Annotated in this window: 3 protein-coding genes; 1 reads left to right on the top strand and 2 read right to left on the bottom strand. The window is 60.2% G+C overall.

Going from position 1 to position 16,816, the window contains the following annotated elements; all coding sequences use genetic code 11:
• The first annotated feature begins 53 nt into the window (after nt 1-53).
• The gene (locus KZH41_RS13085) at nt 54-7,250 is read left to right on the top strand and encodes an NEL-type E3 ubiquitin ligase domain-containing protein (RefSeq protein ID WP_263274942.1); all 7,197 of its coding nucleotides are present in this window, start codon (nt 54-56) and stop codon (nt 7,248-7,250) included.
• An 898-nt stretch (nt 7,251-8,148) separates the two neighbouring features.
• Here the strand turns inward: KZH41_RS13085 and KZH41_RS13090 are convergent.
• Nucleotides 8,149-12,969 carry a dermonecrotic toxin domain-containing protein gene (locus KZH41_RS13090; RefSeq protein ID WP_263274943.1) on the bottom strand — a complete coding sequence of 1,607 codons (4,821 nt, stop codon included), beginning with the start codon at nt 12,967-12,969 and terminating at the stop codon, nt 8,149-8,151.
• 94 nt (nt 12,970-13,063) lie between these two features.
• Nucleotides 13,064-16,774: a methionine synthase gene (gene metH, locus KZH41_RS13095; protein WP_263274944.1), complete on the bottom strand. Its 3,711-nt coding sequence runs from the start codon at nt 16,772-16,774 to the stop codon at nt 13,064-13,066.
• Nucleotides 16,775-16,816: the final 42 nt, after the last annotated feature.

Below are 16,816 nucleotides of genomic sequence, written 5' to 3' on the forward strand. Positions count from 1 at the left end.
GGTCTGGCGTTGAACGGTGATGTGCTGTCACTCCATTTAACAGGAGTCACAGCATGTCCGATTTACCCCCCCGTTCCGACGCTGGCGAACCGCTGGCGGCGACCCGAAGTGTTCACGGCGATTTTCTCGAAAAAGCCGTGCCTCAATGGCTGGTCGACGCGACGCCCGCTCGCCGCTCGGCGCTTAAACGCGCCGCGCCGGTCCTGCCGAGCGGATACAAAAACGCCTCGCCCGAGCGACGCAAGGCCCTCAATGCGAGCCTTAAGGCCAGCGCTATCGCTCAGGTGCAACTGGACACAAGCATGGCGACGTTCCTGGACGTCGATGCATTCGCCCGGCCGTTGCTGCTCAAGGCGTTGAAAGACCAGTACCAAGTGGAAGTCGATGTCGACAAGACCTTCCTTTGCCTGCGGCGCCCGCTGGCGATCAGTGTGGCCGAAGTGGAAATATCGTCGTTCGAGCTTCTCAAGTTATCGATGCTGCAAGCGGCCTTGCATAACTTTGAAGCCTGGGAGTGCAAGCCGAGTGCTTACCACGAGACCTCCGGTTTTGTGCTGGAAACGACGACAGCCGGCACCTATGAATCGACGACCGTCAACGTGACGGTCAGCCAGTTCATGACCGTGTGCCGCCGCCTCGATATCGGGGCGCAGTATCAGACCTATCTGAAGGCGTTCTTTGCACCGGTCGACGCAAGCCCTGAACCGCCTCTTCGCCAACACTTTATCGCCAGCCAGAAAGCGACCCTGAAGGCTGCCGCTGACTACGCCTTGATAACCGGGGACATCGAAGCTGCGGACCACGCGATGATTGTGTCGGTGGTCAACGGCAATCTTTATCCCACGATCGGCAGCAAACGGGTGTGGCTGCTCGACCTGAGCCTGATGAAAAAAAGACTGACGGGCTGCGTGTATTTTGCAATTGGTGACAAGTACAGCGACGAGTTGATTCTCTACATCCCGCATGACCCGGCCCATCCACTCAAACGCTACACCAAGCAACACCTGCGCGATGAGTTCAAGCGCCTGTTCACCGCACGCGAGGGGATGTCGGCGCACGACCCCGCGCCAACGGCCTATCAGCGGTTTTTCAGCCAGTTCGTGCCCTACGATCAGCGGCCTTACTACTTCAGCCAATTCACGCAAAAGTCCGCCGACTCTCCGAGCAGCCCGTTGATCTCGCCTTGGCGAACGTTCGTGCAGAGCGTGCTCGGCACGTCGGCGCTGACCCAAATCAAAGAGCTGCCGCCCGAAAAACCCGCGAAAATGGAACCGGTAGACGACCCTTATATTCAACCTGGCAGCATGATGCCGTATCGCGGTACTGGCACCTTTTCCGGCCTGCTCGACCTGTGGCCCTTCCTCTACGAAAAGCACCGCGACAAGATCCTGGCCGATGCCCGTGCCCATGCAGTGCCCACCGCTGACGTCGACGCTAAGGCGCGAGAAGCCAAATTGGCGCACTTGCTGGAAGTCGGCATGCTGGCGCTCAACCTGGTCTCGATGTTCGTGCCGGTGCTGGGCGAGATCATGATAGCGGTGATGGTTGAGCAACTGCTGAGCGAGACCCTGGAAGGCTCGATCGAGTGGGCCGAGGGCGACAAACGCGCGGCCAAGGCGCACCTGATCGATGTGGCCGAAAACCTTGCGCAGATCGCAGTGATGGCGGGTGTGGGGGCCGCGGTGAGCAGATTCAGGGCGGCCAAAGCCGTGCCGGTGATCGAAAACCTCAGCCCGGTCATTCTGCCCAATGGCGAAACCCGTCTCTGGAAGCCGGACCTGAAGGGTTATGAAAGTGCCGTCACGCTGCAGGCCGACGCAGTCCCCAATGCGCAGGGGCAACATACGCTCAATGGCAAGACCTATATTCGCCAGGGCGATCAGGTTTATGAGCAGGTGTTTGATGAGTCGATCAAGCAGTGGCGGATCAAGCACCCGACCAATGCCGAGGTGTACCAACCGATTCTTCAAAGCAACGCTCGAGGCGCCTGGCGTCATACCCTTGAACAGCCCTCGCAGTGGGATCGCCTGACCCTGTTACGGCGTATAGGGCATGAAACCGAGGCCTTTTCCGATGCAGAGCTGATCAAGGTGGCGGACGTCAGCGGCGTCAGCGACAGCGCCTTGCGTAAAATGCACATGGACCTCGCAGCGCCGCCCCCTGAGCTACAAGATGCCCTGCGCTTGTTCAAGGCCGACGCGGGCAGCGGCCAGGTGATCGAGCAGTTGCGCGGCAGCCAGCCGATCGACGAGCGATATCTGTTTGTGTTGCCGCTGGTGGCCGAAATGCCGCGCTGGCCTGCGGGGCGGGCGCTTGAGGTGTTCAAGGGCGCGCAGTTCTCCGGGGAATCGTTGCGCTACGGTGCCGGGCGCGCGCCTCGTGGCGCGGCCGCGAAAGCACCGATCCAGATCACCCGCGCCGACGTTCTGGGTGGGCGATTGCCGGCGGTCATTCTGGCGGCCTTGGATGAGTCGGAAACCACCAGCCTGTTGGGGGCCGAGGCCGCGCGGGTGCGTGACGTGAGGCCGCAGGAGTTTGGCAAGCAAATCGCCGATTTTGCCCAGACCCGCAAAGCCGCCATTTTCGACAGCCTTTACGCCGGTACCGAGCCGCTGGATAGCCAAGTCACGTTGCTGCAGCGTACCTGCCCAGGGCTCAGCGAAGCCGCTGCGCGGGAAACCCTGGCCCACGCTTCACCGCAGGATCTGAAACGTCTGAACGTAACGCGCCGGGTGCCGCTGACGGTGCTGGAGGAGGCCCGCTGGTATGCGCGCGAAGGTCGCCAGACCCGTGCGTATGCAGGCTTGCGTAGCGAAACCATGGCCTCGACGGACAGTCGCCGGCTGGCGCTGCATACCCTGGAAAAGCTACCGGGTTGGCCGGACACCTTGCGCCTGGAAATTCGCGAAGGCACTGAAAGCGGCCTGCTGCTGGACAGCATCGGCAGTGACACGGCACGGGACAAGAAGTACTTGGTGAAAAAAGGCCCGCGTTTTCAGGCGTTCAACGACCGCGGAGAGGAACTCAATAGCCTGCCCATAGAGGGTGATAATTTTTATGCCTCGCTGATGCATGCCCTGCCCGATGAAGCGCGTCGGGGGTTGGGTGTGCCGCAGGTGAGTCAGAGCGCTCAATTGCAAGCAAAAATCATCGAGGGTGCTGACCTTTATCGCTATGAAACGCCACAATTGCTGGAGCCCAAACGCAAAGGGTTCAAGCCGCCCGCGCGGATCAACGATACGTTGGTGGGGTATTACGCCAGCGGACGAGCGCCGGGCCTGAGCTTTGGTCTAGCGTCACGGGCGCAAGATCTCTACGGCCTGAGCGACGCTCAAGCCAGCGCTTACATTAAGCGGTTGCGAGTGAGCGGCAAGGACGACAAGGCCATATTCAACCATCTGCAAACCCGTGGGCGTGACTACCAAACGCTGGTGTCGAGCCTTGACGAGTGGGTCGAGGCTCAGGGGCGTACCGACGATTACGCGTACCAAACTAGAAGCCACGTTGCGAATCAGCTTAAGGATGCCTGGCGCAAGGAACCGGTGGTAGGAACGGTCTATGACGCCGAGAGTTTGTACGTCAGTGCCGATGAGCATCTGCCGCCATTGACGGTTGATTTTCAGCATATTCGTAAGTTGACGCTGGTCGGGCGCAAGATGAGTGATGCCGGCGCGGAGGCTTTTCTGGCGCGGTTTCCCAATGTGGAAAGCCTGTCTATTGGCGATGTTCCTCCGCTGTTTGGTTCAACCCAAACGGGGCCCAGGTTGGCGCTGACGACGGTGCCCCCGGCGGTGACCCGGATGACCGGCCTCAAAAAGCTGAAGTTCAGCTCGGCGGCCGACCAACTGGCGCCAGACTTTAGCTCAACCCTCAACAGCCTGACTTCGCTGGAGGCGTTGCATATCCAATACCGCGGGTTCTCTGCGACAGTCCTCAATAGCCTGGACCTGTCCGCGCTGCAGCAGTTGAAACGGCTGAATATCGACGCGCCTGTTGGCCTGTCGCAATGGCCGGCCAATGTTGAGAACCTTCCGCGCCTGGAGCACCTCGATTTGAGCCGCACTGCGGTCAGCACGCTCCCTGCCGGCCTGTATAGCGGGCATGAACAGCTGTGGACGGGGCTGTCGATGGACTGGTCAAGGTTCCCCCGTGAAACGTTCAAGCCTGCCTATGAATACGTCAAAAACTATAAGGGTGAGCACGGGCACCTGGTTGACCTGCACGAGATGGTCAGCAGCTACGCCAACGGCGAGTTGAAGTTTTTGAACGCTGATTCAAGCGTGGCGAGTGCACTGCATAAAAAAATAATGACGACCGCGTACACCCCCGAAGAGCGGTTTGCTGCGATTGAGGACATTAGCCGCCAGTACAATGCCCTTTTTTCGAATTTCTACGACCCGTCTGCCGTTGCCGCACTGCGCTTCAGGTTTCGTGCCGACTCATGGCGCACCGGGTCAAATGCTCACGTGATCAGTGCACTTGAAACCAATTGGTGGGGCGCGCAGGGCGAGCGTTATGGAATACCCAGCCAAGCGTCGACGCTTGAGTTGCCGGCGCCGCAGCTTCAAGGGACCGTCCCCCTGATGCCGGTGGGCACGGTTGAACTGCCCCCATTACCCGCTGCAAGTTTTGCCCATGTACGCACCTTACGCATGCGTTGGCTGGGAGAGTCCACCGAGCAGACACGCGGGTTTATCCGCGCATTCAGCGGTGCGCAAACCCTAGAGCTCAACGGCAGTGGTTTGACCGAAATACCCATTGGCGCGGGCGACCTTCCTGCATTGACCCGCCTCGACCTTTCCAATAACAGCCTGGTCATGCCGGCTCTGCAGGCGCAGCTCAATGAGCTCGGCAGCCTGGAGCAGTTGGACCTGAGCCATAACAGCAAATCGCTCACAAACGTGGATGTCAGCGCGTTGACGCAGCTCAAGGCGCTCAACTTGCGCGGGACAACATTGAAGGCCTGGCCAACCGGTGCCGAGCGTCTGCCGAGTTTGACCTGGCTCGACCTGCGCGACAATCAGCTGTCGAGTTTGCCGCCCCAGGTACTGACTGACGACGCGTTATTGATGAAAACCAACGTGGCGGGTAATCGGTTCAGCCCCACAGGTGAGGTCGAGCTGGAATCGGCGCGTCAGCGGGTCGAGACTGACCAGGGCTTGCCTAAGGGCGCGTTGGCTCGGTTTGAACAGCAACGTGTGCCGAACTTTCCCCCGCAAGAAACCGGCCTGACGATGGCACGTTACTTGTTGCTAATGCCCCTGCAAGTCGAAGCGGCTGAAGGGGCTGCGGGGTTTGTCAGTCGCTTGCAGGAACTGGCGCCGTCGGTGACCGAGCAAAAGGCCCTCCAATGGTTCGAGCAATTGCGTACCGGTGGGATGAGTGATGCGCAAATTGACAGCCTGTTGGCCACACGGCACCAGGAGCTCAAAACCCTGACGCGCGAGCTTAACGGCTGGCAGTATACCCGCGACTTGCAAGGCCCGATCCCGGACCTGGTGCTAGCGCAACGCAGGCGTGTCGCACTCAAAGTCGTTGAGTGCTGGCAAACCGGTGTGTCGGCCCAAGCCGGTTATGAACTGAGCCTGCACGGGCTACTAGCCGACACTTTGCCGGAATTAAGTGTGCAGTTTGACCGTGTACACACACTGGATTTAACCGGCGTGCAGTGCTCGACGTCGGGCGCCGAGGGCTTCCTCAACGGCTTCCCCGCACTGCGCAAGCTGGTGTTGAGTGGTAACCAACTGGCGGCCGTTCCCGAGGCCGTGGGGCGCATGGCCCAGCTTGAAGAACTGGACCTGGCGGTGAATGCCCTCACCGACCCTGTGCTTCTGTATCGCCAATTGGGTGGCGAACGCTTGCGCCGGTTGAATCTGAGCAAAAACAACCTGAGGGTGTTCAGTACCCAAACCTTCAGCCGGCTTGAGGCCCTGGACCTCAGTTACAACGGCATTACGCAGTGGCCCGACGCTGCATTGGACGCTGCGAACCTGCGCACGTTGAACCTGAGCGGCAACGACCTCACGACTCTCCCGGATGAATTGCTTGATGGCAGTCACGATGCGTTGGTGAGCGGCACGGATATTTCCGAAAACGAATCGCTTTCCCTCGACAGTCTTGAGCAGATGAGGCGCTACAGCGATCGGCATCAGAGGGGACCGGTGATGGGCTGGAGCAGGGAGGAGATTGACAGGTGGATTGACGGGTTTGAGAGAGGGGGCGACGGCTCTGATTCGAATGGTGACGATGACGATGACGATGACGATGATGACTACGAGCCCCTGGAACCCATTCCTGACCCACAGGGGGTTACGGACGAGGCGGCGCTGACACCTTGGCTGGCGCACTCACCTGCTGATGGGGTCGCCTCCCGACGCCTGTTGTGGCAGCAACTGGCCCAGGAACCGGAGCATGAGCGGTTCTTCCATTTGCTTGAGCGCCTTCGCGATACCCACGAGTATCGGTTTGTCGGCGCAGATCTTACCCGGCGGGTATGGGCGGTGATCGACGCTGCCGCCAGCAGCGAGCAACTGCGAGGTGCGATATTCACCGCCGCGCAAACCCATGGTACCTGTGGCGACGGGCGTATCCTCACGTTCAGTTCAATGGAGGTGGTGGTGTTCGAAGCGGATGTTCTGCGTGAGGTTCCGGCGCACGACCTGAGGCTTAGAGGGCAGAGTTTGTTCGACCTTTCCCGCCGATTGTTCCGGCTGGACCAGGTCAATACGTTGGCTGAACGCAATGCCGTAGGGCAAGACTGGGCGGAGGTGCACCTGCAGTATCGGATCGCCATGACCCGCGGTTGGCCCGACGGGCTGGAACTGCCGGGGCAGCCCACCCATATGATGCATGCGGTGCCGATCAGTGGAGAGGTTTTGGCTAATGCGCGTAATCAGGTGCTCCTGGCGGAAGCGTCCGATGCGTTTTATGAGAGCCTGATTGCGCGTGAGTATTGGGTCAGATACCTGGAAGAACGCTACCCCGATGAGTTCCAAGCGTTTGATAGCGACGATGCCATGCGCTCTGACGCATTGGAGGAGGAGCATGCTGACAGGGTGCGGGATACCGACAGCCAGACGCGCTACGACGAGGCGTTGACTCAGCGCGAGGTTGACCGAGGCCGCACGAAGGCGCGGCTGCTACTGGAGTTGTCTCGCAGGGAGGCGTTGGCGTTAGGGGTGGCTCCTGTTGTTACGCCACCGTCAAGGCCTCTGTCGCCACAGCCAGGTCCGTCGACACGGCAGCAGTGAGTCTGGCAGCACTATTGGACGCGGGCTTGCTCGCTTCCTTTATCTGAGCATAGGTATCTATGCTAAGCCTGTGACAAGTGAACGTGGTTTTGTGGTGGGCTTCGGGCTGGGGCGTCTTTAGGTAGATTGAGTACATATCCGTTGCTGCGGTAACGGCGGCTTAGGGTTCCGCTCTTACAGCGGGTCACTTTTGTAAAGACACAAAAGTAACCAAAAAGTCTTCGCCCCACCACTCGGCACCTCGCTTAGGCTCGGTGTGCCCGCACGCAGGCTTGAATCCGTGGGCCGCCGCCATGGGCCATCCTTGGCCCATCGCGGCTAACCCGGCGTCCTGCCGGGTTACCCACGGATTCAAGCCTGCGTGCGGCCAGCGTGGTTAACGGGGCGCCTCAGATCAAGATCAAAAGCAAGAGCACGGCGGCCTAGTAGCCGACCTGAGTGGTTGAAGCAAAAGCACAGCAACACCACATCTACCTGAATGTAATGAGATCCCAATGTGGGAGCGGGCTTGCTCGCGAAAGCGGTGGGTCAGTCAGCTCATTTGTAACTGACCCACCGTATTCGCGAGCAAGTCGAATCGCCGCCGTGCTCTGTGTTTGATCTTGATCTGACAGGCCCCGTTAGCCACTCTGGCCGCACGGATTCAAGCCTTCGTTCCGGCACACCGAGCCTAGGCGAGGTGCCGAGTGGTGGGGCCGGCATTCCGGGCTCTTTTCCAAAAGTGACCCGCTGTAAGAGCCGTACCAATAGGGGCCGTTATCGCAGCAACGGATATGTACCCAGCGGCCCTGCGCCATGCTCATCTACGCCTTCTGGCTTGACGCTGTGCCGCAAAAAAATCCGAGGCCGCTGATGGCCTCGGATTTTTTTGTGACGTTAGCGCTTACTCAAGGTGCGCCTACTGATTTTTAGCCTGCTCTTCTCCCAGCTTGAGGAACAGATCGTAATCCAGCGGCGGTTTGATCTCGGCTTTATCCAGATTGATCACGGCGCGGTTGTCTGCCTTGGCCTGATCGATCAACTCTCTACGCGTAAAGAGCTGCTCCTCTTTGGTCTTCAGGTGGCCGAAGCTGCTTTGTAATATCGGTGTATCGACGCGTAGGTAATGGAAATGTGCGTACCACAAGAGGGTTTCCTCAGGCGGTTTCTTAGCCTCAACTTTGCTTTTATCGCGCACGGTATATTCGTCGATATAATCGCCCGTCTTGAGTAACTTGCGCCGTTTTGCCAAGTTGATATCAACAAACCCATGTCTCCACAGGTAGTCGACTTTGTAGGCTTGGGGGCGCTGCTGCAGGTAGCCTTCACTGCACATCTGACGGGCCTGCTTCTGTGTGTCGGCCGCCTCGTCGAGGTACGTCTGGATCAACGCGTCGGCGTTAGCGTGGGTGGCGTGGTTGCGGCGGATTTCATTGGCCAGGGCCTGCACGTGGTTCGCATGGTTGGACAGCATGGTGTCCCAGTCCAGCGGGGTGAGATCTTCGCGTCGTGTGGGGTCTTGGAGTTTTTTCTGCTGGGTGCGTATCGAGCGTTCGATTTTCGCCCTTTCGGTTTTCAGGGCGTGTGCGCTACGTTCAATCGTTCTCAACGAACGAATCGTCGGCGCTGCCGGCGGTGCTTGCGGCGCCGCCGGGACAACCTCGACCCACACCCCTTCAGCGGCGTGTTCGAGGTAAGTGGCCACGGTGGTTCCGGTGATCGGGTCCTTGATGTCGACAAAGTTGCCGGGGGCCTCGGTCTGAGGCGGGCGCAAATCCCCCACCAGCGTGTTTTTGTTGCGCGTCCTGAACACTCTGCGAGTGGCCGGTTTCGTGCGTGTGGGGCGTGGCTCGCTCGGCACAGGCGCGAACCCTTCCTGTGTGAGGATCACATCGGCCAATTGCGCCTCAAGGCTGGCACGGGCGACGGCGAGTTGCTCCAGAAACTGCGCCCGATAGGCTTCGCGCACAAAGGCGGAGCCCATGTCAGTCAGTGAGTTGACCGCGTTTTCCAAGCGCTCATAGCGCGCAAGAACGCCCTCGAGCACGTCCATTTGTTCGCGCGCCGAGTAGCCACTGGTGGTGAGCATTTCCGTATGGGCCAGTATGCTGGCAGCGTTTTGGGGGGCGATCATGTCGAGGATGAACGGGTGTTCCGTTATGTCGCTGTCTGCAGAACTGCGATCCAGTACCAGCTCGATCAGGGTGTAGAGCATTTTTTGTTTCAGGGCGACTGAGGCGTTTCGATTATAGGGGTCGTCTTTCAACAGAAATTCGCGCAGTGCCGGATCGGCCTGTTTGAGGAGACTTTCAATTTTTTCTGCGGGCTCGAGCATCTGTTGGAACACTTGAAATTGCAGATTTTTGCTCTCGATGTACGTCTGATAGCCGTACACAACACGTTCGGACAGTTCTCGATTGACGCGTTCAGAGAGCTCTTCGTAATTTTCACCCTGATCAGTTTCAAAGGTATAGGAGAGTTTTTGCACCAGCACCTGATAGACCTCTGCCCAATAGGCATAGAGGCTTTTTGCGGCGATATTGCGGTCGTGTGTATGCTTGGGATCGGTCTTGTCGGCTTCCATCAGTTCGCCTGCCTTGGCTTCGATCAGCCGCATTTGCGCATTGACGGTCTCGGCGTTTTGCCGGTACTTATCGAAGGCAATCTCCCACTCGACCATGGCTTTAGCGGTTAACCCGCGCCTTTGCTCATGGCGCACGGCGATGCTGGCTTGCAGCCCGGCAATTGTGCTCGGGGTGTTGAGCCTTATCCAATCCTCGCGCAGGGCTCTTTTGCACTTGACCCACTCGGCACGGGCAAGCTCCATGGTTTTGTTTAACCCAACTGAAGCATTCGCCAACGGCAGCATTTCCTTATTGAGGCTCTGCAACTCTCGCTTGAGCGCGGCGATCCGATCGCGGTGTTTGCGCTGCCATTTATCCAGTTTTTCCCTGGGCATACCGCCCTCCAGCCGGGCCTTGCGCTCCAGCCGCCAATGCCCTTGACCGTCGCTGGCCAGCTTGAACCCGGGGCGCAGCGGGTGCTGTGGGTCAACCAGATACACCTCGCCGAAACCCGGCACCACGCTGACCTGGAACAGCAGCCCGCCGAGGCTGGCGTGCCAGGTAGCGCCAATGCGGTACAGCCCTTTGAGCGCGCCGCCTGCCTCGGGAGGCGGCAAGGCGTCGGGCCAGGGCACGTGCACATCGAGCAACGCCTTCAGCAACCGTGCGCTGGCCTTTGGGGCGGCAATCGAGCGGCTGAAATCCAAAGGCGTGTGGCCGGTGGCCGGCGGCTCGCCGGGCAGCGCCACTGCGCCCTTGCGAATCAACGGCGTGCCGGGCTGATGGGCTTGGGCCGCAGCACGCCGCCAGGGCGCCAGGCGTAGCACGGTGTCTTGGGCCGCGAGTGGCTGACGGGTTTGGGGGGTGGGTGTCGCGGCGTGCAACAACACCATGGCGGCATTGAGCAGCAGGTCAATCAGCGCCAGCTCGCGGGTGGTCGAATCGCTGCTGTCCAGGCCTGTCAGGTCCTGTTCCAGGCTGGCGACCAGTACCAGCAGCCAGCCGGCCAACATGGCCGGGCCGCGTACCAGTGGCAATACCAAGGTGTTGAACAGCAGCCAGGCGCCTTCCATCACAATGGCCCAGCGGCTTTCGCTGTTGGACACCGATTCGCGATCCGCCAGGTCCACCAGGGCCCGCGCGGTGCTGCCGAACACGTGGTTGAGCAGTTGGCCGTTGACTTGCGACTGCAACCATTCATCGGCGCCTTCATCGACGGCCAGCGTCGCCGGCGCGGGATGCTCCGGCGGGGAGAACTCATCCCCCGGCAGAAAGTGAATGATGTGCGGCTCTTTGAAGCCACCGTTATCGTAGACCGGCCGCGCCTTGTCGCTCAGCCACGCCAGCACACTGGTCTGCAACTCGCCGGGGGCGGCCAGCGCATTCAGCAAGGCTTGGCGTGTCGGGTATTGATACAAGGCCGCGCCATACAGGGGTCGATACAGCAGGTGCGGGCCGGTGTGGGCGTCCCGGGGCTCGATGATGAAAACGTTGTTGACGGTATCCGGCGCGGCACCGGTTTTGCGGCACAGGGCCAGGGGGCGCAGCACGATCTCCTGGCCGTCGACGACTCTGTCTGCTGGGGTTTCGCCCATCAAGGCTTTCACATACCGATAGCCAGTGGTGGTGACGCCGTATTGCTGCCTGATCGCATATTCCAGCGCCAGCATCGGCAGTTGGACCTTGAGTTCGCGGGCAAACAGTTGTTCCCGGCGGCGCGCGTCAACACTGTCGGACAGCAACAGGTCCTTGATCGTCTGCGGGTAGGTTGTGCCAATGTCCACCCGCTGGATCAAGCCTTGGCTGCCCAGCAGATAGGCTTCGTTCAGCCAGGCGGGAATCGTCGTGGCGCTTTTGGAGGACAGCGTCAGCGTGCCCTTTGGCTTGCCGGCGAGGTTTTTCAGGGCCAGTTCGGTCAGCGACATCCGCACATGTTCGATAATGCCCGTGGTGCCTGGATAACCAGCAGCCACGGCGAAGTCCAGTACCAGGTCATCGGGATCGTAATCCCCATGGTCGGTTTGCATCTGCTTGCGCAACGCGGCGCGGCTGAAGGCGTGGATGTTTTCGATGCCTTCGTTGAAAGAGCGTCCCTGGTTCTGTTTGATCACCTGCGCCATGTCTTGCAAGTGGCGATGGTAGGCAAAGCGGTCATCGGCGCTGGCGTGTTTGAGCCACTGCGGAAGTTGCGCGTTAACCGTTTGCAAACGCTGCGGAGCGGCCTTGGGGGCGAGCGTAAACAGCAGGGCCGGATCGGTGAGTTTATCCAGCGTGCGTGCAAGCGCTTCTTCGCCTTGACCTTGAAATGACAAGGTTGCCAGGTCTTCCAGTTGCTGGTTGAGAATAAGCCCGGCTTGCTGTTCGAACACATTGCCGTCCGGTTCATTAAGCCGCCAGGTGAGGGTGTTGAACTGCAACTCAGCCTGCATCCTAGCGCCCCAGCTTTCGCCAAAGGCATCCAGTGAGGCAAACGGTGTGATTGCCCCGGCGACGCTGCACAGCAACACCTGCCTGTCGCGTATCAGCAGCAAGTCCGGCGTCAGCAGGCACACCTCCTGTGTGCCTGTCGACAGCGTGGTCTCAATGAAATACGCATACGTAGTAGGGGTGGAGCGGGGCAGGCGTTCCAGGCGCCCCGGCCAGGCGCAGGTGACCGCCAGCATGTCCCGTTGGGTATCGCTCAACGTTGAGGGGCTGCTTGCGGTTGCGCTCATTTGCCCCTGGAGAAACTCGCCGAGCCATTGCCAGCGACTGCTGCCGTGGCTGTCGGTGGCGCTCCAGAAGTCTGCCAGGTCCTGCTGGAAATACAGGTAAAGCGAGCCAGGCAGCTCGGCGATGAGTTGCGCAACCACCTGCATGTCGATGTCGGCCAGGCCACTGCCTGGCGCGGGCGAGAGGTAGAACGGCATTTCGCCACGGGGTCGCAGGTTCAGCAATTGCGGGTTCAGGACATGCGCAACGGCGACGTTGACCAGCAGTGGGAAGGCATAGCCACCGGTGGCGGTGGGGCTGGCCAGCTTGAGCGTGAGCAGGTCGAATGGCTGACTCGCAAAACGCTGTCGCAGCCCTGCATGCAGTGCTTTGAACACCACTGAAAACAAGGTGGGGCGCGCGGCGAAATGGGCATGGATGGCCTGGCTGGGCAATGGGCTCAGGGCCGTTGGGTGTTCGGGCATGACGAAATCCTTTTTCTGTAGAGGTCCTGCACAGAAAAGCGGATTTCGTCGTCACACGTGCGGCATTGGGATACCGCAACCCTGCTCCAGGTGTTTAGTTGTCGTAACCCAGGTTCGGCGCCAGCCAGCGCTCGGTCACAGCCAGGTCCTGGGCTTTACGGGCGGTGTAGCTTGTGACCTGGTCCTTGTCGACTTTGCCCACGGCAAAGTACTGCGCCTGTGGGTGGGCGAAGTACCAGCCGCTGACTGCTGCCGCCGGGAACATCGCGTAGTGCTCGGTGAGGAACACGCCACTGCGCCCGGCCTGCATTTCGCGTGCCTCAGGGTCGAGCAGTTGGAACAGCTGGGCTTTCTCGGTGTGATCCGGGCACGCCGGGTAGCCCGGGGCAGGGCGGATGCCGCTGTATTGCTCTTTGATCAGCGCCTCGTTGTCCAGTTGCTCGTCCTTGGCGTAGCCCCAATGCTCTTTACGCACCTGCTGGTGCAGCCATTCGGCGCAGGCTTCGGCGAGGCGGTCGGCCAGGGCCTTGACCATGATCGAGTTGTAGTCGTCGCCCGCGTCCTGGTAGGCCTTGGCGACTTCTTCGGCACCGATGCCGGCGGTGGTGATGAAGCCACCGATGTAGTCGGTCACGCCGCTGTCTTTTGGCGCGACGAAGTCGGCCAGGGAGAAGTTCGGCTTGCCGTCGGTTTTGATGATTTGCTGGCGCAGGTGGTGCAGTTTGGCAATCGGCTGACCGTCTTCGCCGTAGACCTCCAGGTCATCTTCCTGCACCTGGTTGGTTGGCCAGAAACCGAACACCGCGCGGGCGCTGATAAGCTTCTCGTCGATCAGCTTGTTGAGCATTTCCTGGGCATCGGCGTACAGCGCGGTGGCGGCTTCACCGACCACTTCGTCGTCGAGGATGCGCGGGAACTTGCCGGCCAGGTCCCAGGAGATAAAGAACGGCGTCCAGTCGATGTACTCGGCCAGCACCTTGAGGTCGATATTGTCCAGCACCTTGGCACCGGTAAACGTCGGCTTGACCGGCGTGTAGGTGCTCCAGTCGAACTGCGGCTTCTTGGCGATGGCGGCGGGGTAGCTCAGGCGCTCGGTGCGCGCGCTGCGGTTCGAGGTACGCTCGCGCACGTCGATGTATTCCAAGCGGGTTTTCTCGACGAAGCCGGGCTTCAATTCCTTGGACAGCAACTGCGTGGCCACGCCCACTGCGCGCGAGGCGTCAGTCACGTAAATCACCGCGTCATTGCTGTACTTAGGCTCGATCTTCACCGCCGTGTGCGCTTTGGAGGTGGTCGCGCCACCGATCATCAACGGCAGGTGGAAGTCCTGGCGCTGCATCTCACGGGCCACGTGGACCATTTCGTCCAGCGACGGTGTGATCAGGCCGGACAGCCCGATGATGTCGCACTTCTGTTCCTTGGCCACCTGCAGGATCTTCTCCGCCGGTACCATCACGCCCAAATCGACGATGTCATAGCCGTTGCAACCGAGCACCACGCCGACAATGTTCTTGCCGATGTCGTGCACGTCACCTTTAACGGTGGCCATCAGGATTTTGCCCTTGGCTTCCGGCTTGTCGCCTTTTTCCAGCTCGATAAACGGGATCAAGTGGGCCACGGCCTGTTTCATCACCCGCGCGGATTTGACCACCTGGGGCAGGAACATTTTGCCGGCGCCAAACAGGTCGCCGACGATGTTCATGCCGGACATCAGCGGGCCTTCGATCACTTCGATTGGGCGCGCGAATGACTGCCGCGATTCTTCGGTATCTTCGACGATGTGCGTGGTGATGCCTTTGACCAGCGCATGTTCCAGGCGCTTGTTCACTGGCCAACCGCGCCATTCTTCGGTCTCGGCTTCTTTTACGCTGCCGTCGCCCTTGTACTTGTCGGCGATGGCGAGGAGGGCGTCGGTGCCTTCCGGGGTGCGGTTGAGCACCACGTCTTCCACCGCATCGCGCAGCTCGGCCGGGATCTGGTCGTAGATCTCCAGCTGCCCGGCGTTGACGATACCCATGCTCAGGCCGTTGCGGATCGCATACAGCAGGAACACCGAGTGGATCGCCTCCCGCACCGGGTTGTTGCCCCGGAACGAGAACGACACGTTGGACACGCCACCCGAGGTCAGCGCATACGGCAGTTCGTCGCGGATGTAGGCACAGGCGTTGATAAAGTCGACGGCGTAGTTGTTGTGCTCTTCGATACCGGTGGCGACCGCGAAGATGTTCGGGTCGAAGATGATGTCTTCCGGCGGGAAGCCGACTTCATTCACCAGGATGTCGTAGGAACGTTTGCAGATCTCTTTTTTGCGCGCTTCGGTGTCGGCCTGGCCGGCTTCGTCAAAGGCCATCACTACCACGGCGGCGCCATAGCGCTTGCACAGCTTGGCGTGGTAAATGAACTGCTCGACGCCTTCCTTCATGCTGATGGAGTTGACGATGCCCTTGCCCTGGATGCATTTGAGGCCGGCCTCGATCACTTCCCACTTGGAGGAGTCGATCATGATCGGTACGCGGGAGATATCCGGTTCGCCGGCAATCAGATTGAGGAAGGTGACCATGGCCTTCTTCGAATCGAGCATGCCCTCGTCCATGTTGATGTCGATCACCTGGGCGCCGGCTTCCACCTGTTGCAGGGCGACTTCCAGGGCTTCGGTGTAGTTGTCTTCACGGATCAGGCGGGCAAAACGCGCGGAACCGGTGATGTTGGTGCGCTCGCCGACGTTGACGAACAACGAGCTGCGATCAATCGTGAACGGCTCCAGGCCCGACAGGCGGCACGCCTTGGGAATGTCCGGAATCGGGCGCGGCGCATAACCGGCAACGGCCTTGGCGATGGCTTCAATGTGGCCCGGTGTGGTGCCGCAGCAGCCGCCGACGATGTTCAAGAAGCCACTCTGGGCGAATTCTTCGATGACCTTGGCCGTTTCCGACGGCAATTCGTCGTACTCGCCGAACTCGTTGGGCAGGCCGGCGTTCGGGTGCGCGGAAACGTGGGTGTTGGCCTTGTTCGACAGCTCTTCCAGGTACGGACGCAGTTCGCTGGCACCCAAGGCGCAGTTCAGGCCCACCGACAGTGGCTTGGCGTGGCTGACCGAGTTCCAGAACGCTTCGGTGGTCTGGCCCGACAGGGTCCGGCCGGAGGCATCGGTGATGGTCCCGGAGATCATGATCGGCAGTTCGACATTCAGTTCTTCGAACACACCTTGCACGGCGAAGATCGCTGCTTTGGCGTTGAGGGTGTCGAAGATGGTTTCGATCAGGATCAGGTCGGCGCCGCCCTCGATCAGGCCTTTGGTGGCCTCGGTGTAGTTTTCCACCAGTTCATCAAAGGTCACGTTGCGGTAGCCGGGGTTGTTCACGTCCGGCGACAGCGAGCAAGTACGGCTGGTAGGGCCGAGCACGCCGGCGACGAAACGCGGCTTGGCCGGGTTTTCCAGGGTCTTGGCGTCGGCGACTTTGCGCGCCAGTCGCGCGCCTTCTACGTTCAGCTCAAAGGCCAGTTCTTCCATGCCGTAATCGGCCATGGAAATGCGCGTGGCGTTGAAGGTGTTGGTTTCCAGAATGTCGGCGCCGGCATCCAGGTAGGCTTTTTCGATGCCGCCGATCACGTCCGGACGGGTGAGCACCAGCAGGTCGTTGTTGCCCTTGACGTCGCTCGGCCAGTCGGCGAAGCGTTTGCCGCGGTAGTCGTTTTCCTCAAGCTTGTAGCTCTGGATCATCGTGCCCATACCGCCGTCGAGGATCAGGATACGTTCCTTGAGGGCTTGGTGAAGGGCTTGCAGACGAGCGCTACGATCGGACATGGGACTACTCTGGTCAGGCATTTCGGAGGGGGTGAATCATAG

Source organism: Pseudomonas sp. YeP6b (assembly GCF_025642995.1).
Classification (GTDB): Bacteria; Pseudomonadota; Gammaproteobacteria; order Pseudomonadales; family Pseudomonadaceae; genus Aquipseudomonas.